We start from the raw sequence: 25,299 nt of genomic DNA on the forward strand, positions 1-25,299 counted from the left end.
ATTAGTGTACCTCTTCCCGAAACCTGGAATTTGCGATCAAAAATTCAATGATCTACTATTTGCATTTTGTAAATACATGTTATAAAATTATCGTCCAGACCAGCATAATAATGGCTTACGATACAAATTTGGCAGACCGCATCAGGGAAAGACTCACCCATCTCCCAAACCTGAAAGAGAAAAAAATGATGGGTGGATTAACTTTTATGTATCACGACAAAATGTGTATGGGGGTTTTCCACGACGAATTGATGTGCCGTATCGATCCGGAGTTGCACGAACAGCTTGTCGAAAAACCGGGATGCCGTACCATGGACTTCTCCAACCGCCTGATGATAGGCTATATATTGGTTGAGCAAGATTCGCTTAAAAAGCAAACAGACTTTGATTACTGGATAAATCTGTGTCTGGATTTCAACAGTAAAGCCAAATCATCCAAAAAGAAATAGTATTTAAATACTTAACAATTATTCTTCAATTCTAGTCTTTCAACGTATTTGCTTTATTCAAATACTTCTGGATCAATATCAAATAGGTGCTGCAAATTCTTTTACGACGAAATCATTTATTCGTTTAAATCTTGATTGATCGACGTTTGAGCTGAGATACTATTTTCCAACAACTCCCTTATCCTACCCATATCAAACTCCCCTGCCCATTTTCTGATTTGCTTAACAAACCCAATCGACTCTGGATACTCTGACTCAATCTGATCCAGTTTATCCAGAATCCCCTGAATATCACCCCTCAAAGCATATTCATGCATTGCTTGCAGTTCGGCTACGGGTGGAAGCTTATCACTGGATTCTGAATTGTCAGCTGTTTCCAAAGAATTGACCGGCTTATGCTGGATTACATAAGTCCATTCCAGATCCAGCAGCCTTCCTATGGAGCACAACAGTGCCGACACATCTATTGGCTTGGCTACAAAATCGTCAAAACCCTCAATAAGAGTACGATCTTGATTGGCTTCGAAAACATTTGCTGAGAAAGCAATCATTTTGGTTTGTGACAATTCCTGATTCTTTTTCATGATTCTGACCGCCTCAAATCCAGTTAAATGAGGCATCACTAAATCCATAATGACGAGATCCGGAATGGATGTCGAAGCAAGTTCTACCGCTTCTTTTCCGTCCGACGCTTCCAGCACAAAAAAGCCGATCGAAGCTAACAATTGAATCACAACTTCCCTGTTTTCAGCGTGGTCATCTACGATTAAAATCGTTTTTTGTTCGCCGGCATAGCCTGTAATTCCGAGTTGCGATGATGCAACCTCCGATTCCTCAGCCACCTGTCTAAGCACCAGATTTAAGGTAAAAACACTTCCCTTCCCCATCTCACTTTCAACTTCCAGCGAACCGTTCATTAACTCTACCAGATTATTGGCAATAGCCAGTCCAAGGCCAGTTCCCTCCGAGAACAGCCGTTGATCTTTAACCTGATGAAAAGGGATAAATATTTCGCTTAAATCCTCCTTTGAAATCCCTATACCCGTATCCTTTACATCAAATTTCACGTTATGGAAATCGGAATTTAATTTCTTGCTTGTGATCTGAAAAACAATGCCACCTCTTTCGGTGAATTTGATCGCATTACCCAGTAAGTTATTAAGCACCTGCATAATCCGCTTTTCGTCGCCTGCAACAACAACCGGCAGATGCTCGTCTGCTATCATGCTGAAAGTAAGCCCCTTTTCCTCTGCCCGGGATTGGAACAGACTAGCTGCGTCTTCAAGGAGACCAGAAAGACTAAATGTGGCGTTTTGAATTTCCAGTTTTTGCGCCTCAATTTTTGAAATATCCAGCACCTCATTAATCAGGTTCAATAAATGTTCGCCACTTTTCCGGATCACGGTCAACCCCTTTTCCTGGCTTGCCGTCAGCGCTGGCTCGCGCTGAAGAACCTGAGCGAAACCCAGAATTCCGTTGAGAGGTGTTCTAAGTTCATGGCTCATATTGGCCAGGAATTCACTTTTTGCGTGGTTCGCCTTTTCAGCGACGTCTTTGGCCAATTGCAACCGTGCAGCCTGCTCGACAAGCTCCTCTTTTTGCAGAACCACCTCAGCGGTACGGCTATGGACCAGATTTTCCAGCTTATCCTTTTCATTTTTCAAGCGGCGTGTGTATAACCAGATCACCAGACAAACAATCAGAAAACCTGCCACAGCATAAAGCAAATATGCCCACCAGGTCCGAAACCATGGATCGAGTATATCAAACGAAAAGCTACTTTCCTGGCTAAGCTCACGGTACGGATTTCTGGCCATGACATGAAAAACATAATGCCCGGCAGGTAAATTGGTATAATCCTTCCAGCTTTCTTTTGACCAGCGCGACCACTCCAGATCAGTCGCCATTACACCGTCCCCAATCAGCTTGTAGCGAAATTCGTTTCCCGTTTCCCCTACATAACTCGTAGCAGCAAAACGAAAAGAAACATCACGGAAATTGTAAGATAATGGCGTTTTAAGTACTCCTGATTGGTTTACCTTTTGGTCCGAAATATTTAATAATGAATCATTTAGCAGAAGTTTCACTTCACGGATCAGCACAGGATACGATGGGTGCATGGCCATTTGGATACCGTCATACCGGTACAAGCCTTCGTCATTCCCCACCCAAACAATCCCTGTTTTTTCCGGATAAATACAATACCCTTTACGTTGGATCGGCATCAGACTAAGGCTGTCCCACTCTGTACTTCCATCCTTCATTTGCCTGAGAATACCAAGCGGGCTGGCAAACCACCAGTTTCTGGCGCTGTCTTCAACAAAATAGGGTGCGCTATTTGCTGTGTCATGGAGCACAATGTTAAAGCGCGGGATTTCAACAAATTTTCCTTTTTCCCTGCTGAATTCGTAAACATGGTTTTTGGAAGTGAATTTCGGTTCGCCGGCAGTGGGAAAAACGTAATTCCAGGAAAGGTCATTTAAGCCGGCGCCCAGATTCTTATATGCTATATCGAGTTTGAATCCGGTTTCCAGGTTAAGCCTGAAAAATCCGTTTTTATTTGTTCCAACCCAAACAGAGCCATCCACGTCTTCAGCCAGAGACCGGCAATCTGCATGGAGATTCTTTATTCTGCCGATGGAACTCCATGAATTATTTTCCAGCTGATATACAAACACGCCGTTAGAAAGCGCCGCGAGAAGCAGCTTCGGATGGCTTTTTGGCCTCAGCAGCGCATAAACAGGTTCCCCACCCGTGTTTAATACCTGTATAACGCTATTTTTTCTGATGCGAAAAATATTTTCAGAAGTGCCAGCATACAGATCTGCGCCGTCTGAAAGCAAAGTGCGACATGCCGATTTTATCGCCGCTACTGGTTCGAAAATCTGTCGGCTTTTATTCCAGCCCAAAAGACCGATACCCGTTCCCACATACAGCCGACCCTCATGCCGGGTGATGCTCCAGACGGTTGAGTTGATATTCTGGCTGGCGCCAAATTTACTCACGGGCAGGTTGTAGCCGATCTGGCAAATGCCACTGCCCGTCATGGCCCACAGTGAGAGTTGCTTGTCCAGGTACAATGAAGCAATACTATTCTGGTTAAATCCGGTGGAAGCATCCAGCTGGATTTGCTCTTTACCCTTCTCATTCAGGATACGAATGCCGCCAAACCGACTTGAAATAAAAAACAGGTAAGATTTTGATTCTTTGTCGAAAGAGCATATTGCTCCGGTGATCCCTGCACTTTTGAGCCATTCGGCTGATGCCGTTTTTAATGGCTGTAACTTAGCCGAAACTGTTGTGGGTGAATAAACAAACAAACCGTTCTTTTCAGTCACAGCGAGCAGGCGATTTTCAGAATATTCGAGAAGTGACAGAATTGTCAGGTTTACAAACTGGTCTCCGTTCAACGCCGGTTTAAACTCATTATCAACCAGCTGCATCATTTGCCCGGATTGCCTTTGAACGTACAAAGTATTCCGAATAAAACTCGCCGACAAAAAAGCGTCTTCGGCCTTCCAGATTTTAAAGCTGTTTCCCCCATGATAACGGTAAATTTTTTTGGCAGTACAAAAATAAATTCCCGTTGAATCGGAGAACAACCGGTTTACAGGCAAAATACTACGCTCGGCAGCAGGCAGTTTTTTGCTTAACGATATATACTGGACTTGTCCGCCCGGTTTAGAAAACAGATAACCGAAATCAGTAGACGAACCCACATATATAACCCCCTCTTTGCTAACTGCCAGTGCCTTGACTGAACTGCCAGGGACCTCGATCAATTTCCAAGTGCTACCATCATATTCCAACACACCATTTTCGTTACCAACATAAAGGATGCCGCGCTTATCCTGGACGATTGCCCAGTTTTCCGGGTGTCCCTGGTATGTTTTGGGGCTAAAATGCTGGATCAATGGCGTGCCAACTCCCTGGCCATACACGACCAAACGGACACCGGATAAGAAAATGTATATTAAAAAACACCTTGGGAATATTCTCATAAAAACGGTTATGCTTGTAAGCTACTTAATGATAGGTAAGATGCTCAAAATCTGTTCCTTTCCATGATCAGGTTCAATAAAGCGCAAATATTGCTGATTAAATCAGGTATTGCAGCTTCTCTGGTTTGAGACCGGTCGGTGATTCAAAGAATTCTATTTCTTCAATTACGAAACAACCGAACATTTACGAAATATCGGAAATTTCAATTTCAGGCTCAGCGCTCGTTTAGGGTCTAATTATTCGATTTCAGTGCACAGAGACTATTTTAGAGCTGTCTGGCTGGAGGGCACATCGTTTGAAGTAGGTATGAGTATAAGACGCAATTCAAAACATACTTTCGAGCTATGAAATTACAAGATGTTTCCATAGAAATTTTAGGTCAGCTTATTGAAATGACAGACCAGTTTTCGCAGGAAGAATATACCAGGTCACTTGATCTGTTATCAAACAATTCAATTGGCCGGCACCTGCGGCACATCCTGGAATTCTATGACCTGGCCGTGCGGGCAGGCAGCACCGGCAAACTCAATTACGACAAAAGGGACCGCAATATGGCACTTGAAAACAGCCCCCTCGAAGCTGTTTCTAAGATGAAAGAGCTCATCGTTCTGATGCGCTTGATGAAAGAAGACATGGTACTGAAACTGGAAGCATCCTACTCTTCTGATGCAAAAAATGATGTTAAGATAACCACTACTTTTTACAGGGAACTACTCTACAATGTAGAACATGCGGTGCATCACATGGCTATTATGGCCATAGCCGTCAAAGTTGATTTCAGGCATATCCGGTTATCGGAAAATTTCGGAGTTGCTTATTCCACTGTACAACACAAACAAACGGCCTGACACTAATCGCCTTTGGGATGTCAAAATTTAAATAACTATGATAAAGTACCTGTTTTTTGCCATCTGGATTTTTGCCCCAGGCGCCCTAAAAGCACAGACATGGAATGTGCAGTCCACCAACATGTCTTTCCAGGCCAGCATGTTCGGAGCCGATGTAGACGGGACATTCAAAGGGTTTAAAGGCTCTGTTATTTTCGATCCGCTCCATCCGGAAAGTGCGAATATTTCAGGAAGCGTGGATGCCGCAACTGTAACTACCGGCAACAGCCTCAGAGACCGTCACTTAAAAGAAAAAGATCAGTTCTTTGAAGCCGCCAAATATCCGCGAATTACTATGAAATCAACGAAGATTGAAAAAACTGCCTCAGGTTATACGGGAATATTTGATCTGACACTGAAAACGATCACAAAAAGTGTGAAAATACCTTTTACTTTTTCGAAAACAGGTTCAAACGCCATCATCAAAGCAAATGTTGAAATCAACCGCAAGGACTGGAAGTTCGGCGGAAATACGATCGGAATGTCCGATAAGGTGATGCTGAATTTTGAATTGAACCTATCGCCAGTAAACCTTTAAAAGTACCAATTGATTTAAATACAATGAAAAACTTAATCGTCAATCTTTTCTTCACTATCCTATCCGCCACCGTTTTTGCACAGGACCCGACCAGAAAGCTGGGGAATATTTCAAAATCCGGTCTCGCCATTGAAGGATATGATCCGGTAGCCTATTTTACTGCCAGTAAGGCCATTGAGGGTAAAAAAGAGTTTTCTGCTTCCGACGCCGGTGTAACTTATCATTTTTCTTCTGCTCAAAACCGGGATTTATTTAAATCGGATCCTGCCAAGTACAAACCCCAATATGGAGGCTGGTGTGCCTATGCCATGGGAGCAAGCGGTGAGAAAGTTGAAATTGATCCGGAGACATTCAAGGTACTGAATGGCAAGCTTTATCTCTTCTATAACAAGTACTTCAACAACACGCTCAAAACCTGGAACAAAGACGAGGTCAGCCTGAAAAAGAAGGCGGATGCGAACTGGACAAAACTATCAAAATAACAATTTCACCTATTCCGAGACCTTATCATGAGAAAATCAATTTTGGTCGCATTGTTTCTATTCGGGTCACTTGTAACCGCATTCGCTCAAAAATCAGAAATATTCGAAAAAGACGGGACCGCTATCAGAGGATACGATGTGGTCGCTTTTCATACGGACGCCAGGGCGATAAAGGGGATCGAAAACTTCACGTACCGCTGGAAGGATACCAACTGGCTTTTTGAAAATCAGGCAAACCTGGATCTTTTCAAAAAAGATCCGGAAAGATATGCTCCACAATACGGCGGTTACTGCGCTTATGGAACGGCGGACGGCCACAAGGCACCCACTGAAACGGATACATGGACAGTGAAAGACCATAAGCTTTATTTCAATTACAATAAGAAAGTACAGACAGCATGGAATAAAGATCAGGCGGGATACATTGAAAAAGCTGATAAAAACTGGCTTGAAATAAAGGATAAACCATAACGGAAATGGGCTGTATGCTATTGGCTGGTAGCTTCCCGACCCTTCGAATCAATTCATATAAAATCAAAAAATGATATGTCAAACAAACCAAATAAAATAATCTTCTGGCTACTGCGTATAGTGCCAGCGGTTATCTTGCTTCAAACCCTGTTTTTCAAATTTACGGCAGCGGAAGAATCGGTTTATATATTTTCAAAACTCGGAATAGAACCCTGGGGGCGGATCGGATCCGGCATTGTTGAACTCATTGCCGCGATTCTCATTCTTGTTCCTTATACAACAGGTATAGGCGCGTTGGTTGCGTTAGGCGTAATATCAGGCGCTTTGATATCACATCTGACCATACTTGGAATTGAAGTACAAGGCGATCACGGTCAGCTTTTTATTTATGCATTGATTGTTTTCATATGCTGCGTTTTTCTGGTCACTTTCGAAAAGAACCGGCTGATTCTCCTTCTCAAAAGTTGGAGCGGCGACAGGTTTTGAGAGTTAATGCTTCACAGAAAAGTGCTTTTCGCAAATTCTTTACAAACCAACATTTATGAAAACGAAAGTAATTTCCCTTATATGTTTTCTTGTCACCGCTTGCAGTCTGCAGGCGCAGCAAACGAAAAATCCAACGACAAACCAGTTTATTGACCTAGCTGGCACCATCGGAAAATCACAGGGAACGGGAGCACTGTCTTATGTTTACAATTGGCGTATCGGAAAGAAAAGAAAAATTGAGGCCGGTCTTGGTGCGCGGCTTACCAGCGCGGCAGGTACTAAACTAACCTATACAACGGCGGGTCCGGCGCGTCTGACGCGGTCATTTACCACACCATTTATAATTTTCTTTGCAGGCCAAAAGACCGAAAACTGGGACACGCTTACTGTCCAGCGTCCTTTTGTTAACGCGCTGAATGTCACGATCAACCTTGGCTATAATTTCACTCCAAAGTTAAGTGCAGGGTTTAATATCGATCTGATCGGTGCATCTTTCGGGCGAACGTCTTCTTCGATATTCCAAACCAATGGACAGACGAGTACTGACCCCGTTTCCAAACCTACGGCGTTCAATCTGCTTCTTACCGGCGATCACGATCGGGGCTCGTTGAATTCAGAGTTTTTCATTAAATACATGCTGGGCGACAAATGGGGCGTTCGAGCCATTTATCAGTTTCTATTTACAGAATATACCTCTGGAAATGTAGAACAGACGGCGCCAGACGGCACAGTTATAGACCGTTTCAGAAACAAGGCCAACAATTTCGGACTGGGCGTTTCCTATCACTTTTAAATTTCAACTCTTAAAATCCAAAGTCATGAAAAACTTCGTTTATGTCCTGATGTTCACAATGATCATCGCTGCCTGCAAGCGGGAGGAAAACACACCTGTTGAACCTATTACCGAAAAAGTAGATAGCCTGGCCGTAATAACCGGAACAGGTAAATTCTCATCCACAGCGGGGGAATCGGTTACAGGAAATGCCAAAATCGTAATGCTGGAAGGAAAATACAGCCTGGTACTCGACAACTTCATGACCAGCAACGGCCCCGACCTGCACGTTTACCTGTCAAAAGAAGCTACTCCCAAAGATTTTATAGATCTTGGCTCATTAAGATCCATCAGTGGTACGCAGGTATATCCAATAAGCGGAACTCCGGATTTTGGCAAATACAAATATGCGCTAATCCACTGCCAGCAATTCAATCACTTGTTTGGATCCGCATTATTGGGAGAATAAAGGAATCGGCGTATCTGCTTAGATTTTACCGGGTAACAAATATTTTGTAAAGTGTAGAACAGAAATTGTTTTTAATCATAAAGTCATTTCTATAAAGTCATATCTTTAGCCCCTAGTATTATTTACGTATCCCTCCATCATTATGGTTATTTAAGTCAACGTTTATGAAACATTATTTACTCTTATGCCAGCTGGCCTTGTTATGTTCTTTTAATGCCAAGGCCCAATTTACCGCAGGTACAGAGGGCTTTTATACTTCCGCAGGTACGGATGTATCTATCGATGGGCTCACATTCCGGCCAACGGCCGCTTTCAATATCGAGAACAAGACCCTGACAATCTCTCCAACTGCTCTACCGGGAAGTCCTCCCAGTATTGCACGTGTCTACACTTTTGATTCACCAATTACTTTTGTGGGCCGGCTCGGACAGTTTTATCGTACCTCAGAGCTTAATGGGAACACTGAAACAATGCTGGAGGTAGTTTACCAAAACGCAGCACCGGTTACCGTAGCTGGCAGTGTGGTCAATACCACCATGCATTACATTTACAGTGATCTGCTAGGTCCGGCTACATTTAGTGCCGTAACAGCAGCACAGCCTGGTGCTCTTCCAGTCACGCTGCTAAAATTTACAGTTAAAAAGGAAGGATCGGCTGCCATTCTGAACTGGTCAACCACCTCCGAATCTAACAGCGATTACTTTGATGTGGAATATAGTAAAAATGCCAGGGACTGGAACACGCTTTCAAGGATAACCGCCGCTTATCAAAGCAGTGGTTTGATAAACTATGGCTTCCCGCATGATTCTCCATCAGGCGGTGCTAACTACTACCGGTTAAAAATGGTGGACAGAAATCAGTCGTATGCTTACAGCACGATCCGTGAGCTTTATTTTGAGCAATCTTACCAGGTTTCCCTTTATCCCAATCCCGCCGTTGAGAAATTCAGGATCAGCATGGATCACTGGGAAAACATTGCTGCTGTCAAACTTTTAAGCGCGCAGGGAAACACGCTTTTAGAGTTTCACAAAAAACCTCTGGCCAAAGAAATCAATATGAAAGATTTTTCTGCCGGTCTATATGTGGTACAACTGCTTTTGAACGATGGAAGCACAGCAGCAGTCAAAGTGATCAAACAATAACTTATTTGAACTTGACTCGTGAATGAAAATTTAGATACAGCATATCTTCAGGTTGAAATGCGTCTTAAGTCATTCAATCATCCGGCAGCATTGATCATGCTGCTCCTTACTTCACTGCAGGCTGGGCCGCTAGTAGCTATGCATTAAAATTGGCCAAAGGGTAAGTGTAAGAAGGTAACACCGACATTCGTAACAATAACAATCCAGGATATACAACTTTATCCGTTCACTTTTGATAAAAACTATGAAGCAAACCCTACTTTCCTCGCTTTTCATCGCGATTTCTACCAGTCTATATGCCCAGGTAGGAATAGGTTTAACAGAACCCAAAGCTTTTTTAAACGTTCTGGACGGAAAAACAGTGCTATTTGGAGCCGATACCGCAGGTGTACAATCAGAGACTCCGAGGACTTCACCAAAAATGATCTGGTATGCAAGCAACGGTGCTTTTCGGGCCGGCGGGATCTCTAATACCGCAAACACATATACTAATTGGGACAAAGCGAACGTTGGCCTTTATTCCTTTGCCAGTGGTGCTGATACCAAAGCTAACGGTGGGTATTCAACGGCTATGGGATTCTCCACGCAAGCAAGCGGTGGGTTTTCAACTGCTCTGGGATTTTACACGCAAGCAAGCGAGGACTTTTCAACGGCTATGGGATATCACACGCAAGCAAGCGGGGAGTACTCAACGGCTATGGGATTTTACGCCCGAGCGAGCGGGGATTTTTCAACTGCCTTCGGTATTCATTCAAATGCAAGCGGGGATTATTCAACGGCTATGGGTTCTTCTGTTTATGCAGAACATATAGGTTCATTTATTTTGGGTGATGCCAGCAGTAGTTTGGGTACCTATTACAGTACCACAGCTAATAACCAGATGATGATGCATTTTGCAGGTGGCTATTTTTTGTATACCGGAAGCGGTCGGCAGGACAACTTCCCATCCGGAGTACAGCTCGATCCCAACGCCAATGCATGGTCGGTGATATCCGACTCAGCACGGAAAGAAAACTTTCGTACTACCGATGGGGCGCTGTTTCTTAAAAAGATCAGCCGGATGCGCCTGGGAAGCTGGAACTATAAGGGGCAGGACGTGAAAAGATACCGTCATTACGGCCCAATGGCTCAGGACTTTTTTTCAGCCTTCGGTCATGACGAATTGGGGGTAATCGGAGAAGATAAGTCTATTAATCAGGCTGATTTTGATGGCGTAAACCTGATTGCAATCCAGGCTTTAATCAAAGAAGTGGAAGCTTTAAAAGCAGAGAACAAAAACCTGAAACAAGCAGAGGCGTCCATGAAAGCAGAAACCGAGTCACTGAAAGTGAGAATGCTGCAATTTGAACAACAACTTTCAACATTCATGGCCTCCGGAACCATTTCAAAGTTATCGAAATAAGGGGCAAATTAATGAAAAAGCATATCGGAGGCTGACCGTATAGCCGACCCTGCGCAAAACGTCACGATTTCTGGTGTTAAATACACAGGAAGGAGTGGATTTAAATTATTCTTTGAGAACATTAATCAGAAAAGGCTTCCAACTATTTGGAGGCCTTTTCTATACCCCCAGGCTCATTCTCTGTTCCTTCCCCGTGTCAAGCCCCTGTCCAAGCTGCTGCTTTTTCTCGAAGGTAAGAGCAACTCAACTCATCAATATCAAAACTCTTTCTTTCCATTTTTGTAAAAACTCTCAATTTCAGATGGGGTATATTATCTTCAAAACCTGCCAAAAACTCAGCCAATCCCGGCACAAGCCCCACACCTAAGGAAATCCTACAAGAAAACATAGAACTATTATCAACGTGGAATGTGAAATATTACGGATAAATTATAGCTGCCGTATGAGTCGGTTTTTACGAAATGATTTAAACGTATACAGCTTAAAGTTCAACAAGTTTTAGTATTGATATTACTTTTCAAACTACGCATTTCCTGAGTAATTAAAAGGCCATCCAAATAGTATTTGGCGGTAGCGTTTATAGGTAGCAATATTTTTTGCTTTTAATTGAAAAAACCCTTAAAAAACAGATGTTTTTATGTGGTTTACAGACTCGATCGTGTAGAATACGCACCTTTTCGTACGTCATCTTAGTTGTATGAAGTTATCCTTAAGTATCTCACATAAAAGACTAGTTATCAGCAAGATAAATACTTCTACGAGGAGGTAGAATTGTACAGATTTTGATAAAAAAAGTCGAAAAATTCATTGGAAATTAAATTCTGTTGTGCTACTTGTTTTCGAATCGAACAAAACACACCAATTATTTAAAAAAAACCGCATTTGTAGAAGAACTTAATTTTTAGGTAACACAGGGGCAAAACCGCTGAATAGTAAAAATATGTCCTTCAATTAACAATGTTTATTTCCACCCTACTCTATCATATGTCAACAGCATTATGAAACACTTATTAATTATCCTCGTTATTTTTTGCAACACTGTTTGCGCTCAAATGATCTCTCCGAACTTTGTCGATGTGAAACTCTCCACGAAAGAGTTACAGCACTTGAACGGTATGATCAAAAACTCAAAGGTATTAAACGTCGATCCGGCAAAGATCAACCGGTATGTTAAAAAGAATCCATTTGGTGCGAAATTGCAACTTCCCGTTTCAGATAACCTCACTCTGGATCTAACCATCCAGCAAAACGAAATAAGAAGCGCTGACTATTCCGCTGCAATCACGACGGATAATGGTACTGTGGCCGATACGGCACTCATGACCTGCAATACATATTCAGGTTATGCGAACGGCGACCCAAACCAGTTTGTGAGACTTTACATCGACGATTCCGAGATCAAGGGAGTTGTGAGCGACGGAAAAGGAAGTTTCTATGCAATTGAGCCTTTAGCCGACCTTACCAAAACAAAAGCAGACAACCGTTACGTGGTTTTCAATACCAGTGACGTCAATACTGCCGACGGAAGCTGCGGAATGAACGAGCCGATCAGCATAGCAGTTGCCAAAGCGAATACCAATGCAAGAGTAAACGCTCCGGCTTCGGCGAGTTGCCGGATCCTGGAAATTGCGACGGATGCGGATTACGAGTATTATTTGGGAAATCGCGCCAACAGCAACGCCCGCATTTTGAACGATATGAACATTATCGCCGGCATTTATCTTAGTACTTTTAACATTCGTATCGTTGTTACTTACCAGCATGTTTTTGCTACCAAAAACGACCCTTACACAGCCGAGGATGCTTCTGCACTGTTAAGTGAAGAAAGAAACTACTGGAACAAAAACCATTCTGATATCAAAAGGGATGTAGTTCATTTATTCACAGGAAAAATCCTCGATGGCCTGACGCTCGGTATTGCATACAAGGGGACAGTCGGTAATCCTTCAAAGGCTTATTCCCTTACCTCCAGTACCGCAAAAGAATATACCACGGCTGCGCACGAAATCGGCCACAACCTGAATGCTTCTCACCCGCAGGACGCGGCTTCCGGATGTGGCTCTACAACAAGTTCGCTCATGTGCAGTGGCTTGAATAAAGCATTGGTTTATTCCGATTTCTCAAAGGGTGAAATCAATGAATATATCAGTTCAAACGAAAATGTATTTCTTGCAGCGGATTATAATTTCAGGATATTAGGTGACTCTTCAATTTGTTCTACCACTACATTCCGAACAAACCTGATGGGGCCGTCAGTGAGCTGGTCCAGTAGTAATACGTCCATGGTAACTATCAACCCTCAGACAGGCGTCGCTCAACGAATAGGATCCGGCATCGGCCTGGTAACAATCACTGCCAACATGGATATGTGCGGTACGCCGATCACGATCACAAAAGAAATCTTCGTAGGTCTTCCTTCCATATCATTGACAGGACAAGCCAACTCAACCGGAGAGGTAACTGCCTCGGTGACAGAGGTTCCTTATGGTCAATACAACTGGTATCTTGATGGAAAGCTTGTCTCAAGCGGCGCAGACTACCTGAAGCAACTGGATGGCGGAAGCTGCGGTGACAGCCATTTTATTCAAGCGACAGTAACGAACGCCTGCGGAACTACGCCGATGTCCAACAGGATTGACTATCGCTGGGAATGTACTGATTCCGGTGTAAATATTTACCCGAACCCGGCAAAGGATGTTGTGAGCTTCGATTTTGATGCCAGTTCTAACAAAGAGGTGTTTGCAAAAGAGATTTTTCTTTACAACGAAAACTCTAAAATGGTTCGCTCGGTATCAAACATGAGTGTCCAAACTGCAAGCGTCAAACCACAATTAAATGTAGCTGATCTACCACGCGGAACTTACTATCTGTACGTCGTACCAAGCGATGGCTCAAAACAAAAAACTGACGTGAAGAGAATTATCCTCGAATAGTATTCCACTTAACACTTCTAAGTGAGGCGCAATAAAGTAATTGGATGACTTTATGCCTAAGCATTTACAGCTATATCGAGAAAGGTTACGATTTACTTCTATCCATATCTATTATAAATTCTGCAAGTTTCCATATGTCAAATTAAAATTTCTATCTATTTTTAGCATCCAATAGACCTAATACTCTGCTACCGGCCAGTGATTGCTTTTAATCGTTTATACTTTTTCACGGCATTTCTTGCTTTTTTAAGTTTAGTTGGCTGTCAGGATAAGGACAGCCAGGTTTCGCGCGGAAAGGTTTCAATTCAAAAGAACGATCAAAAATATACGCTCTACCGGGACGGAAAGCCATTTCATATGAAAGGCGCGAGTGGAGATTCGCATTTCGGCACATTGGAAGATTGTGGTGGCAATACGCTCCGGATCTGGGATACCACAGGCTTACAGACTGTTCTGGACAGTGCAAATGACCATCATATAGCTGTAATCGTTGGGCTGCCTGTCCGTCATAGTGAGGATCTCAATTTTTACAAGAATCCGGTACTTGTCAATCAGCAATTCGAAGCATTCAGGAAGCTGGTCAATCAGCACAAAAACAACCCGGCAATCCTGATGTGGTGCGTCGGAAACGAACTTACATTTCCATACCGGATAGCCTACCATCCTTTTTACAATGCTTTTAATGACCTGACCGATATGATCCATCACGACGACCCGGATCATCCTGTCACGACCACGGTCTTAAATTTCAACAAAAAATATATCGCCAACCTCACGCTTCGTTGCGACGTCGATCTGATTTCCTTTAACATTTTTGGTCGGCTACCGGATCTAAGGGAAGAGCTAAAAGACTTTTCATGGTTCTGGGACGGGCCATATATGCTCCTGGAATGGGGAATTAATGGGCCGTGGGATGGCACTGAGCAAACAGCATGGTCTGCCTATATTGAAGATACGAGCTGGAAAAAGGCTGAAATTTCGCGGGAACGATATCAGAAATTTATGCCCCTGGAAGATCCGCGGTTTCTGGGAGCCTCGGTTTTTTTCTGGGGCAACAAGCAGGAAACAACGCCAACCTGGTTCAGTCTGTTCGATGAAACAGGTGCAGCCTCCGAGGCTGTAAGCAACATGAAATTTCTCTGGACAGGCAATATGCCGAAAATACAGTACCCCGAAATACGCTATATGCTTTTGAGTGAGAAGGGGGCGCGAGAAAACATTTTCCTCAACCCTGATGAAGTAACCAGTGCGCGTATAGTCTTACCCGAAACAGCAGGCAAATTCAGTCAGATCAAGTGGCAGATGTACCGCGAAGACTGGTACAAAAAGGATAATATAAACAGTACCAAGAGGCTAGTCCCGCTTTCAAATGTCGTTAGTTCTGAAGGCGGACTACTCGCCACCATCACAGCCCCGAAGGAAGAAGGCCCGTATCGTTTATTCGCCACGGTCTATGCCGATAACGGCACATTTGCTTCTTGCAATACCCCTTTTTATGTAGTCGGACAATGAAAAAAGTGATCACTGTAAAACCGCCTACCAGACTGGAACTACTGACGCTCCGATTGATGATCTTCCTGGGATTGTGGGCGATGTGGTTTTTTCTCAAGGCCATGTTTTCTCCCGAAATCCGTGGAAACGGGCCTTTGTATAATCTTTTGATGATCACATTCGTTTTCTCCTGCCTGAAGATATTGCACGAGTGGATACATTATTTTTACATTACCGTTCCCAAAACTCCCGCTTCGACCAAAACCTATACAGTTGATATATTTACCACATTCGTTGCGGGTGAGCCCTACGCAATGATTGAGGAAACCTTGATTGCGCTTCAGGCCATCACCTATCCTCACAAGACTTACCTGTGCGACGAGGCCAACGACCCGTATTTAAAAGCTTTCTGCGAACGGCTGGGAGTATACCACATGACGCGTACAAAAAAAATTGATGCAAAGGCAGGTAATATCAATAATGCATTGCGTCAGTCAACTGGCGAGCTATGCGTCGTGCTGGATCCCGACCATGTACCTTTCCCCGAATTTCTCGATCCGATCGTCTCTCATTTCGACAACCCCGAAGTCGGTTTTGTCCAGATTGTACAGGCCTATAGTAACCAACGGGAAAGCCTGATTGCTAAAGGTGCAGCCCAGCAAACATACCAGTTTTATGGGCCCATGATGATGAGTATGAATAAATATGGAACAGTGCAGGCGATTGGAGCAAATTGTACATTCCGCCGGACGGCGCTGGAATCCATCGGCGGACATGCGGCCGGCCTGGCGGAGGACATGCATACCTCCATGCAGCTTCATGCGAAAAACTGGAAGTCAGTATATGTACCGACGGTGCTGGCGCGGGGACTTGTTCCTTCGACCCTTTCAGCATATTATCAGCAGCAGTTGAAATGGTCTAGGGGTGTTTTTGATTTGTTGGTGACGGCCTATCCTAAGCTTTTCACCCAATTTACCTGGAAACAGAAGCTCCATTACGCCGCTATACCACTTCATTATGCGTCAGGACTGATTTTCCTGATCAACTTTTTGATTCCACTGATCGCGCTTTTCTTTAACAAAAGCCCTGTCTATATCAGGATATCGGACTTTGCGCTGCTCGTGCTCCCGCTCATGGTCGCGATCCTGTTGATCCGTCATTTTGTACAATGGTGGGTCATGGAAGACGACGAACGCGGATTTCACGCTGTTGGCGGACTATTGACCATCGGCACATGGTGGGTTTTTCTTACCGGATTGATTTATACCATTTTTAGAAAGAAGGTACCATATGTCCCCACACCCAAGGAAGGTACAGAGGACAACAACTGGATCCTGAATATTCCCAATATTCTGATCCTGCTGATTTCGCTGATAGCTATCGCTTTCGGTTTATCGACCGACTGGAACCCTTATAGTCTTGCGATGGCCGGATTTGCCTCGGTCAACTGCCTCATCATGATTTTTGTGATAGCCGCTAGTAGAGAGCAACATTTTGCCCGATGGAAGCGTCGGTATTTTTGGCTGGAAAAACTGACCAACTTCATTGGTGAATTGAAAGGGAGTCTCTGGATACTAAGGCGGCGCATTTATACTGGCATTCGGAGTATGGCATTGATGATCACGACGATTGTTGTTGCAACTCTGGCTTACTTAAAAACGGCGGATTTAGAAGAATCAAGGGCCGACCATTTAACCTTCCAAACTTACGAAACTGCCTCCGATACGTTACTCAACAGTACTGCTTCAAAACAACATCTGTCCGATAGTTCTTTTGCCGAAAACATTGTTAAAAACGCCAAACCACAACGCCTCTTTTTTGCAGGGGTAAATGGTGTCAATTATTCGAAGGGACAGGATTGGCCTAAGAAATTGAATGTTTTCACAAAAGCAGAACTTGAAACTGACTTTGCAGAAATGAAGGCAATGCATATCCATGCGATCAAACGCTACGGCCCGAATATCTACGACCGCAATGTGTTGAAAGCTGCAAGAGAACATGGCTTTCAGGTTCATTATGGTTTCTGGCTGCCAGATAATCTTGATTTTAAAAGGGACAAAAAGCAGCTGGACCAGTTGAATGAAACTATTTTACATACCGTACAGGATCTGAAGAACAATAAAGAGATCGTCTCCTGGAACCTCGGAAACGATGTGATGCAAACGCTGGCAATTCGTTACAGGCAGCCAGAGTTAGCATTACAACAGGAGGCGGCCTTGGTATGGTTGCGGAAAATTATTTTAAAAATCAAAAAGGTCGATTCCCGCCGACCCGTAACAGTTGATATAAAATTTTCTGATAAAATAAATTCTGTTGTGAGCAAAATCAATCACGTCATACCTGAAATTGATGCGTTTGGGTTGATTTTCGGTGATAAAATCCCATCTACAAATCAATTAAAGACATTACCTGCTCCCTATTTTATCAGTTACCTGCCTGCAAATCGCCGCGACCAGCGGACCTCCGAAAATGCGGTATTTATTTCGAACTGGCAAGACGAAAGTTGGTCAGACAGAGTCAGCTTCGACGGTATCAAAGATTTCGATGGAAGGTATAAAAGCACGGATTTCACAGCACCAATTAAAATCTTAAAACCAGCAGCAGGAACATTCCCCGACATTACCCTTTCTTATCACGCATTGGTCAGAAAGAATGGAAGGTGGGCGTTAGCATCCACGAGTAAGGATCTATATCACTTCGAATGGAAACTGGTCACGACAGACCAGAATGAAAATGCCGTCGCAGTTCATGATGTGGGAAGCGAACCTTCACTAAAACTTCAAATACCGAAGAATGCATCCTACCATAAACTGTATTTGTATGTTATTCAGGGAGATTCAGTAAAAACCATCGTCCGGTCGCCGTTAAATACCCCTTTACCCGCTGAGTCAAGCCAATCGGGTTATTGACCGGATAATTTTTTAATAAATTTGTCAAATGTTACCCGCTTGATGCTCCAGTCCGGTGCCGGGATGTCGCCCCAGGCCTTCGGATTGTCAGCGAGGTTGAAGTAGCTGACACCGACGATTTCGTTATGATCTCTGATCAGTTCCGCAGCGTCTTCAACCCATTGTTGCTTGTAATCTTCCGGTCCTTTTACCCCAAATTCGGTTATAAAAATAGGTTTACCGACCAGGCTAACCCTATGAAACTTGCGATCGTATATTGTGCTGAACGATTCCTGCATTTTTGGATCGGTTATGTTCTTGTCGGGGAGGCCGTAAATCGCAATACTGATGAAATCCACTGCATCATCGCCTGGCCACCATTCGAGTGAGCCACGATCTCCGGCTGGTCCCCAGATTCGTTTAATATTGTTATCGCGTCCGCCAAATTCCATAAAATATCTGAATGCTTTAATGTAGAGCACCGGATCCTGGCTCTGCCACGCATATCGATGAATCGGAATCTCCATTTCGTGTGCAAAACGTAGGTAAACAGTCTGTCCGGAAGATTTCATAATTCGGTTGAGCTCCCGAAATTCTTCGTCATACACCCCATTGATGGTATTTAACAGCACATTCGTATCTCCCCTCATTTTCTGGTCTCTCCAGGGTTCGAAGCTGACGAGAGGTGAATGCTTGCGCCGGATTATCGCATTGAAATCCTTTTCGAAAGTACCATTCTGCACATGGGCAAGGTCAATGAAAATATGCTCGACATTAACGGACGCTGAATTCGTCAATAGTAACTTTGGGTCATATACGCCTACGACCGGGTCATGTTTTCTCCCGGTAATTTTCTTTCCCCTTTCAACCTTTGCAGTCGAATAAATGATTGAGGATTCCGCGCGGATTTGTTCAAGTCCATTTTCAATTTCCCTGACAGCCGAAGACTCCATTTTCCTCTGACCTAGTATCAGCACAGGTTTATCCATGAATCGCAGCCGATGCAGTTTCCTCTTTACCTCTGTTTGGATGTTAGGGTAAGCTGGATAGGCGTCCAGTTTCTTTTCGGCCTCAGTCCCAAGTGTAATGCTGACAACATCTGTGAAATCGTCTCCAGGATAATACTCCTCTGTTCCCGGATACCCGGCCGGTCCCCATACAATACTTACAGTCGGCGCAGATATTCGGCAGAGTCGGGCGAAATGGCGGAACGCATCAGCATAAGCCCGCGAGGACTGATATTGCCATGGATAAATTTTCACGGGCACCTCCATTTCAGGATTTAGCCGCACTAAAACGGAAGGTTTATGTTGTTTCAAGGTTTCAAAAAGAAGCTTGAATGTACTATCGAACGCCCCCGAACTGATTTCCTTCAATAGGCTGCCATCAGCTTTACCTGATAATTTTACCGTAAGCAGAATCCGTCCTTTACCTTCCAGACCGTTTGCGAGATTCTCGAAGAAATCACGTGTTGCGAATTTGTCCAACACTATCGAAATGTGTTCTACGGAAGTGGAAAGTTGGCCTCTTGACACCGGGGAGCGGTCATAGATCGCGAGTATCGGTTCGTTGAAAGCGCTTTCAATACCGTAATTGCCCGAAACATAGGCGGTATTTTTCCTGAATATGAATATGGTTGCTGCAATTACAAATACGATAATTGACGCAAGAACTATCTTACCTCTTACTGAAATTAGGCCATTTTGTCTCATTCGCAGATTTTACCTTTTAGATATGCTAAACTTACGCTGCGTGAAATTCACCGTTTGTTGATAAAGGTTTTCTTTACCCGTTTCTCATCAAACAAGTCAGCAATTGAACTCACAACACCAAAGGTAACAAGATCCATAATTTTCACGTCTTGTTAAGTCATTAAGGCAATTTCTTGTCCCTATTCACTCTTGAGTACCTCCACCGGATTACTCCTCGCCGCCTTCAACGTCTGCGAACCGATCATGACAAATGCGATCAGTAATACGGCCAGCAAGCCAATGAACAGTTCGACGAAATGCACGGGTGTGTGATAAGGGAAATTGGTGAGGACAAATCTTTCAAAGAAAAGATAAGTTACTGGAAGTGCGATGAGTGCCGATATAGACAGCAGCAATAGGAAACCGCGGCTTAGCAAGTATATCAGATTGCCCGAAGTGGCGCCCATTACTTTGCGGATACCGATTTCTTTTAGTCTGGTTTCGGTAGTAAATACGACCATTCCGAATAAGCCTATTGAGGCAATGGAAATAGCAAGGAATGAAAGGAAACCGATGATTTTGATCATGGTGGAAAACTCGCTATATGCATCTGCAATCGCCTGGTCGTAAAATTCAGCCTTAAAGGGATGAACCCGGTCGATCTTTTCCCAGGTAGACTCAATCTTTGCCATGGTCGCTGGCATATCCGCGCTCTGTATTTTAGCATTGATAATTGCGCCGTCTCCGGGCGTCCAGGGCATGAACGCAACCGGTCCGATGAGATTATCAACTTTGCCATAGTGAAAGTCCTTCATGACACCAACGATCGCCATTTTGCGCCCGTTTACACTGAAATTACTGAATAAAACCTCTTCTCCGATCGCCTTTCCCGGATCTCCCCCACTGATATTGAATCGCTTCAAAAATTGCTCATTGACAATCAGCTCACTGACGGCATCGCCTGTGGTGGGTCTTTTAATAAAGTTTCCGCCCGCAATGAGCTGATATCCATGAAGCGGCATATAATTCTCATCTACCTGGTTGGTCATCACCAGCACTGAGTCCTGCGAATCTTTGTATTTCATAAAACCACCCCACGCATTTCCAACGCTGGTTACGATCAGGGAACGGGATATATCCGTTACTTCCGGCATCTCGCTTAGTTCCTTGAGAAGTGCATCGGGTTTATTACCCTGCATATTGATGTTCAGGATGTTCTCGGTATTAAATCCCAAGTCGAATGCCAATATGTTTTTATATTGAACGTAGCCAATGGCTGTGGTTGTAATAAAAATCAGCGTGACCGTATATTGAATCACCGCCAGAGCGCGTCTGAGTGGAACATGTTTCAAAAACCTCACATTCGTCGAATTCCGAAGTGCACTTATTGCGCTGGTTTTTGAAAAGAAAATGGCCGGAATAATACCGGCAATAATACCGACGGTAACCGAAAAGCCGATAAAGGCCAAGACCACAGTGGGAGTAAGATCCAGTTTCACAGTGCGCTGCATCTCAGGGGCTATATTGATCAGCTGAGGCCGTAAAACGAGAAACAGGAAGAATGAAAGAAAGAGGGCTGCCAGGGAAATCATGATTGATTCGGAGAGAAACTGTTGTCGCACCTGGCTCTTTCCCGCGCCGATTGCTTTACGAAGACCCACTTCTTTGAAACGACGCATACCCCGTGCGATCGAAAGATTGGTATAGTTAAAACAGGCAGACAATATCACAACAAAAGCAAGCCCTCCTAGTATCCAGAGCACCATTGACGGCGTATGAGGCCCCACAGATCCGCTCATTGACCCGGATATAAGCTGCTCTCCAACCACGATATTGTATAAAGGAAGAAGTTCAAGTTGAATCTTCGTATTTTCTTCTGCAAGATTTTCCTCCTTTGCAATGGCATTGAGCTGTGACTGAATAGCTGTTTGGTCAGCATTTTCGGGCAACAAAAGATAGACGGAATTCGAATACATACTTGACCATTTTCCAAAGTTCACGTCATTCTTGTTGAGCTGCTCGGCTGTCGACAGAGATACAAGCGCTTCGAAACTGATATGCGAGAAGAAAGGAACGTCTTTTATGATACCTGTCACCTGGTAGTCGAGCGTATCAAATTTGACCGCCTTGCCCAGGGCGGGTGCGTCGCCAAATAGTTTCTTCACGGCCGTTTCTGTGAGAACGACCGAATAAGGTTCTTCCAGTGCCGTTTCAGGATTACCTTCCAACATCGGAAATGTGAATATCCGGAAGACCGATGGCTCCGCCCAAAAGCCTTTGATGGGTAGAATTTTATCGCCCACCTTCGCATCCTGCAAAAAGTCATTTTTTAGAATAGCCACTTCTTCGACACCTTTTACTTTCTCCCGGATCAATTTTCCGGTCTTTATCGAAGTTGACGAGTACTTGCCACCCCGTTCGCCTTTGAAAGACGCCACGTTAGTAATGCGATATATCCTGTCGCCTTTCCTGTTGAACTTATCGTATGATCGCAGGTCAAGCACAAATGCGATCAGCAGTAAGCCGACTGACATGCTGATGGCTAGGCCAACGATATTGATGGATGAGAACAATTTGTTACGCAATAAGCCGCGTCCCGATGTTTTGAAGTAGCTTCCGATCATGATCCAATTGATAAAAAGGTCAGCAAATTTTGGTTTCCTTACAGTATATGTTCTGAAAAACTTAATGGCATCGATCATATATATCAGCTTCGCTCGGCGAGGCCCTACAGAGCGTACATTCCGCTCAAAATATTCATTGAGATCCCCGATGAGGTCCTCGACGAGCCCCGGTTTGCAATACCATTCCACAAATCGCTGTGCCCACGCGGGCGGATGATGGTTGTGTTGATCTTTCATATTACAATTTACTCCAGACAAGCGACGGTATCTTTTCCCACAAGTCGTCACGCATTTCCTTAGCACGAACCAATGCAGTTTTCCCTGGCACCGTGATTTTATAAAATCTTTTGCGTTTACCACCCCGCGTCTTCGTCGCCTCGCCCAGCTCACTTTTCACAAGTCCTTTCTCTTCAAGACGGTGCAGTACCGCGTGGACCACACCTAATTTCATCGAACGACCTGTATAATTGGAAAGGTCGTCGCATATGGAGACGCTGTACGCCTCCCCCGTCAACGTGGCGACGGTGAGCAACACCAGTTCTTCAAATTCTCCAAGGTTCGTTCCTTTCATCGTAGTATTAATTATTTAAATGTATGTAAAATGATATTATTATACATACAAAATGGGATTTAATTAACTATTTTTAACAAAATACAAAAATCCGGTTCCAGTTTCCAAGTATTTGATAACCAGACAATAACAAGTAAAACCATTTAACAAATATCTCAGTTAATCTCCTTACCTTATTACTCAGATTCGCCTCAAAATGCCAGAAAGCTCATCCTGAATCACAGATGATTACCAACTATTGCATATCACCCAGTCCGGCTTTGAGCCCCTACGTTAACCAATATATATTGTCTACTTCAGAAGGAAAACCTGTGAAGTATGCCAGCCAATGGCCGGCCGCATTTGAGGTGATATTGATTTTTTATCTGGCAGACCGGCCGGTACATCAAACTCAATATGCGAGCTCGTCCTTATCAAGCAGCGACAATTACCTGGTTGGACCGGTGCTGCATGACAATGGCATGGTCCGGTTTGATGGCCTATATCATACTTTTATTATAGAATTTAAACCGGACGGATTAAATAGAATTTTTCGGCTGCCGGTAACGGAGATCACCGACCGGATTCTTGTGGCGGAAGATGTTTTTGGTTATACGATCCAAAACTTCAATGATACATTGCATAACGCAAAAAACGTGGAGCAAATGGCTGCAATTGCGGATGGATTTCTATTAACCACTTTAAATGCTCATACGCAGAAAAATTATTTTGCAGACGGCATAAGCTTCGTGGTCAACAAGTTGAACAATTGTCTTGAATTTGAAAGTATCCCGACTTACGCTGCGATATGTAATATGAGTGTGCGAAGTTTCGAAAGAAAGTTTACCAGCCTGCTCGGGATTTCGCCCAAGCAATATACGCAGCTGCTCCGTTTTGAGAAGGCGCTAAAAATGAAACTTATGCACCCCACCAAAAACTGGACATCCATTGCACACGAATGCGGATACTACGACCAGATGCATATGATCCGATATTTCAATCAGTTTACGAACAGAAACCCAGGTGCATTTTTGGTTGATGAAGCGCAATTTTCAAGGGCATGTATTAACATTTTCGATTCTGCTGGCTCAAACTTTGATCTCCTGAATTCGAAGACCGCAAAGGAAAGATTTATTCAAGCAAAGCGTTCTGGCTTTTAGGGTATTAGAGCTTAATCCAGGGAATAAAGCCTCAGCTGCTCATTCCATGTTCTCAAACCTAAAAAAGGACCTCTACAAACCAGCGTCCAAATGCTTGCCACCACGCGGCCATTTGATAACTCCAGCAGATATGGCAAAATAGTAAACCCATAAGAACAGTGAGATAAGGTTTCAGAAAATTGCCTTTAGCATAGTCGTAGATGATAAACACGATGGCGATCGCCTCGGCAACAAACATCGTATACGTCACAGCGACTGGAAATGGAATGCCCCCAAAAATGATCAAAGCCCGACCCAGACCCGGCCCGATCATCAGCAGAGAAGTTCCCACCATATAGCGCATATGGGCTGCCGTAGTTCTGCGGTTGACCATCGCGAGCGCAAAGAATAAGCCAAATATGAGGATAACGGGTATATCCAGCGCCAGTCCGCCAATAGCAACATCGGTGGGTTGACGGGTTATATTTTTTAGGTAAGAAACCTTGGTTACCAAAAAGATGGAAAGCAAAATCAGCGGTACCAGCGCATAGGACAATTTCCCGAGCTGACGATGCCACGCATATTTTTTATACCGGATTAAAAACGGTTGGACAATTAACATCAAAAACCACGACATCAGTATGGCACCATGAAAATGATGGACAGCCGTCAGCCCCGTAAAAGTGGGGAACTGCATCGTATACGTGAAATGGAAGCCAATCAGGCTGCAGATCAGCACACCGATAAAGAAATAACTGATGTCGGTATTAGGGGTATAAGTCTTTTCCATAGGAGCACGAACGTCTAGATTTTTTAGAATTTATATCTCAAAACTAGGCGTCGTTGGAAGGAAAAAATAGTATGAATCTGCCAATAAAATTGA

General features: G+C 43.9%; 19 protein-coding genes. 14 read left to right on the plus strand and 5 right to left on the minus strand.

The window, feature by feature from the left end:
* The first annotated feature begins 110 nt into the window (after positions 1 to 110).
* Positions 111 to 449 (plus strand): TfoX/Sxy family protein, encoded by a 339-nt coding sequence (locus AC1XUD_RS07175; protein ID WP_483360294.1) that lies wholly within the window; start codon positions 111 to 113, stop codon positions 447 to 449.
* 116 nt (positions 450 to 565) lie between these two features.
* On the opposite strand, the gene AC1XUD_RS07180 is transcribed toward AC1XUD_RS07175, so the two are convergent.
* Positions 566 to 4,450, minus strand: a complete 3,885-nt coding sequence (locus AC1XUD_RS07180) for an ATP-binding protein (protein ID WP_483360295.1) — start codon at positions 4,448 to 4,450, stop codon at positions 566 to 568.
* Between the two features lie 345 nt (positions 4,451 to 4,795).
* Here AC1XUD_RS07180 and AC1XUD_RS07185 point away from each other — a divergent pair, with 345 nt between their 5' ends.
* From AC1XUD_RS07185 to AC1XUD_RS07240, 12 genes are all read left to right on the plus strand, one after another.
* A complete protein-coding gene (locus tag AC1XUD_RS07185) occupies positions 4,796 to 5,299 on the plus strand; it encodes a hypothetical protein (protein WP_483360296.1) in 504 nt (167 codons plus the stop codon).
* Between the two features lie 37 nt (positions 5,300 to 5,336).
* A complete protein-coding gene (locus AC1XUD_RS07190; RefSeq protein ID WP_483360297.1) occupies positions 5,337 to 5,876 on the plus strand; it encodes a YceI family protein in 540 nt (179 codons plus the stop codon).
* Positions 5,877 to 5,899: 23 nt separating this feature from the next.
* Complete coding sequence (locus AC1XUD_RS07195) at positions 5,900 to 6,358, plus strand: YHS domain-containing (seleno)protein (protein WP_483360298.1); 459 nt, start codon at positions 5,900 to 5,902, stop codon at positions 6,356 to 6,358.
* Between the two features lie 27 nt (positions 6,359 to 6,385).
* The gene (locus AC1XUD_RS07200) at positions 6,386 to 6,829 is read left to right on the plus strand and encodes a YHS domain-containing (seleno)protein (protein ID WP_483360299.1); all 444 of its coding nucleotides are present in this window, start codon (positions 6,386 to 6,388) and stop codon (positions 6,827 to 6,829) included.
* 75 nt (positions 6,830 to 6,904) lie between these two features.
* Positions 6,905 to 7,315, plus strand: coding sequence for a DoxX family protein (locus AC1XUD_RS07205; protein WP_483360300.1), 411 nt, complete (start codon positions 6,905 to 6,907; stop codon positions 7,313 to 7,315).
* 55 nt (positions 7,316 to 7,370) lie between these two features.
* Complete coding sequence (locus AC1XUD_RS07210) at positions 7,371 to 8,108, plus strand: hypothetical protein (RefSeq protein WP_483360301.1); 738 nt, start codon at positions 7,371 to 7,373, stop codon at positions 8,106 to 8,108.
* 25 nt (positions 8,109 to 8,133) lie between these two features.
* The gene (locus AC1XUD_RS07215; protein ID WP_483360302.1) at positions 8,134 to 8,556 is read left to right on the plus strand and encodes a DM13 domain-containing protein; all 423 of its coding nucleotides are present in this window, start codon (positions 8,134 to 8,136) and stop codon (positions 8,554 to 8,556) included.
* Between the two features lie 164 nt (positions 8,557 to 8,720).
* Positions 8,721 to 9,698: a T9SS type A sorting domain-containing protein gene (locus tag AC1XUD_RS07220; RefSeq protein ID WP_483360303.1), complete on the plus strand. Its 978-nt coding sequence runs from the start codon at positions 8,721 to 8,723 to the stop codon at positions 9,696 to 9,698.
* A 244-nt stretch (positions 9,699 to 9,942) separates the two neighbouring features.
* Entirely contained in the window at positions 9,943 to 11,100 is a 1,158-nt protein-coding gene (locus AC1XUD_RS07225) for a tail fiber domain-containing protein (RefSeq protein WP_483360304.1), read from the plus strand.
* Positions 11,101 to 12,152: 1,052 nt separating this feature from the next.
* Positions 12,153 to 14,033: a M12 family metallo-peptidase gene (locus tag AC1XUD_RS07230; protein WP_483360305.1), complete on the plus strand. Its 1,881-nt coding sequence runs from the start codon at positions 12,153 to 12,155 to the stop codon at positions 14,031 to 14,033.
* A gap of 198 nt (positions 14,034 to 14,231) precedes the next feature.
* Positions 14,232 to 15,545 carry a glycoside hydrolase family 2 TIM barrel-domain containing protein gene (locus tag AC1XUD_RS07235; protein WP_483360306.1) on the plus strand — a complete coding sequence of 438 codons (1,314 nt, stop codon included), beginning with the start codon at positions 14,232 to 14,234 and terminating at the stop codon, positions 15,543 to 15,545.
* Positions 15,542 to 18,433, plus strand: a complete 2,892-nt coding sequence (locus AC1XUD_RS07240; protein WP_483360307.1) for a glycosyltransferase family 2 protein — start codon at positions 15,542 to 15,544, stop codon at positions 18,431 to 18,433. The genes AC1XUD_RS07235 and AC1XUD_RS07240 overlap by 4 nt, the downstream gene beginning before the upstream one ends.
* Here AC1XUD_RS07240 and AC1XUD_RS07245 read toward each other — a convergent pair.
* The 3 genes from AC1XUD_RS07245 to AC1XUD_RS07255 form a co-directional block, all read right to left on the minus strand.
* Positions 18,427 to 20,124, minus strand: coding sequence for a hypothetical protein (locus tag AC1XUD_RS07245; RefSeq protein ID WP_483360308.1), 1,698 nt, complete (start codon positions 20,122 to 20,124; stop codon positions 18,427 to 18,429). The two genes, AC1XUD_RS07240 and AC1XUD_RS07245, sit on opposite strands and share 7 nt — an antisense overlap.
* Positions 20,125 to 20,303: 179 nt before the next feature.
* Positions 20,304 to 22,964, minus strand: coding sequence for an ABC transporter permease (locus tag AC1XUD_RS07250; protein WP_483360309.1), 2,661 nt, complete (start codon positions 22,962 to 22,964; stop codon positions 20,304 to 20,306).
* 1 nt (position 22,965) lies between these two features.
* Positions 22,966 to 23,298, minus strand: coding sequence for a PadR family transcriptional regulator (locus AC1XUD_RS07255; RefSeq protein WP_483360310.1), 333 nt, complete (start codon positions 23,296 to 23,298; stop codon positions 22,966 to 22,968).
* 224 nt (positions 23,299 to 23,522) lie between these two features.
* On the opposite strand from AC1XUD_RS07255, the gene AC1XUD_RS07260 reads away from it, so the two are divergent.
* Positions 23,523 to 24,437: a helix-turn-helix domain-containing protein gene (locus AC1XUD_RS07260; RefSeq protein ID WP_483360311.1), complete on the plus strand. Its 915-nt coding sequence runs from the start codon at positions 23,523 to 23,525 to the stop codon at positions 24,435 to 24,437.
* Between the two features lie 58 nt (positions 24,438 to 24,495).
* Here the strand turns inward: AC1XUD_RS07260 and AC1XUD_RS07265 are convergent, their stop codons facing one another.
* A complete protein-coding gene (locus tag AC1XUD_RS07265; protein WP_483360312.1) occupies positions 24,496 to 25,206 on the minus strand; it encodes a hypothetical protein in 711 nt (236 codons plus the stop codon).
* Positions 25,207 to 25,299: the final 93 nt, after the last annotated feature.

This window comes from Dyadobacter sp. HNCC25DJ184 (genome assembly GCF_056895215.1).

What these genes read in the sequence shown, in the direction of transcription:
- AC1XUD_RS07200 (WP_483360299.1), top strand. Translation starts at nt 6,386, where the DNA reads ATGAGAAAATCAATTTTGGTCGCATTGTTTCTATTCGGGTCACTTGTA.
- AC1XUD_RS07230 (WP_483360305.1), top strand. Translation starts at nt 12,153, where the DNA reads ATGATCTCTCCGAACTTTGTCGATGTGAAACTCTCCACGAAAGAGTTA.
- AC1XUD_RS07215 (WP_483360302.1), top strand. Translation starts at nt 8,134, where the DNA reads ATGAAAAACTTCGTTTATGTCCTGATGTTCACAATGATCATCGCTGCC.
- AC1XUD_RS07250 (WP_483360309.1), bottom strand. Translation starts at nt 22,964, where the DNA reads ATGAAAGATCAACACAACCATCATCCGCCCGCGTGGGCACAGCGATTT.
- AC1XUD_RS07225 (WP_483360304.1), top strand. Translation starts at nt 9,943, where the DNA reads ATGAAGCAAACCCTACTTTCCTCGCTTTTCATCGCGATTTCTACCAGT.
- AC1XUD_RS07260 (WP_483360311.1), top strand. Translation starts at nt 23,523, where the DNA reads ATGATTACCAACTATTGCATATCACCCAGTCCGGCTTTGAGCCCCTAC.
- AC1XUD_RS07205 (WP_483360300.1), top strand. Translation starts at nt 6,905, where the DNA reads ATGTCAAACAAACCAAATAAAATAATCTTCTGGCTACTGCGTATAGTG.
- AC1XUD_RS07245 (WP_483360308.1), bottom strand. Translation starts at nt 20,124, where the DNA reads ATGAGACAAAATGGCCTAATTTCAGTAAGAGGTAAGATAGTTCTTGCG.
- AC1XUD_RS07190 (WP_483360297.1), top strand. Translation starts at nt 5,337, where the DNA reads ATGATAAAGTACCTGTTTTTTGCCATCTGGATTTTTGCCCCAGGCGCC.
- AC1XUD_RS07255 (WP_483360310.1), bottom strand. Translation starts at nt 23,298, where the DNA reads ATGAAAGGAACGAACCTTGGAGAATTTGAAGAACTGGTGTTGCTCACC.
- AC1XUD_RS07180 (WP_483360295.1), bottom strand. Translation starts at nt 4,450, where the DNA reads ATGAGAATATTCCCAAGGTGTTTTTTAATATACATTTTCTTATCCGGT.
- AC1XUD_RS07220 (WP_483360303.1), top strand. Translation starts at nt 8,721, where the DNA reads ATGAAACATTATTTACTCTTATGCCAGCTGGCCTTGTTATGTTCTTTT.
- AC1XUD_RS07240 (WP_483360307.1), top strand. Translation starts at nt 15,542, where the DNA reads ATGAAAAAAGTGATCACTGTAAAACCGCCTACCAGACTGGAACTACTG.
- AC1XUD_RS07185 (WP_483360296.1), top strand. Translation starts at nt 4,796, where the DNA reads ATGAAATTACAAGATGTTTCCATAGAAATTTTAGGTCAGCTTATTGAA.
- AC1XUD_RS07175 (WP_483360294.1), top strand. Translation starts at nt 111, where the DNA reads ATGGCTTACGATACAAATTTGGCAGACCGCATCAGGGAAAGACTCACC.
- AC1XUD_RS07265 (WP_483360312.1), bottom strand. Translation starts at nt 25,206, where the DNA reads ATGGAAAAGACTTATACCCCTAATACCGACATCAGTTATTTCTTTATC.
- AC1XUD_RS07195 (WP_483360298.1), top strand. Translation starts at nt 5,900, where the DNA reads ATGAAAAACTTAATCGTCAATCTTTTCTTCACTATCCTATCCGCCACC.
- AC1XUD_RS07210 (WP_483360301.1), top strand. Translation starts at nt 7,371, where the DNA reads ATGAAAACGAAAGTAATTTCCCTTATATGTTTTCTTGTCACCGCTTGC.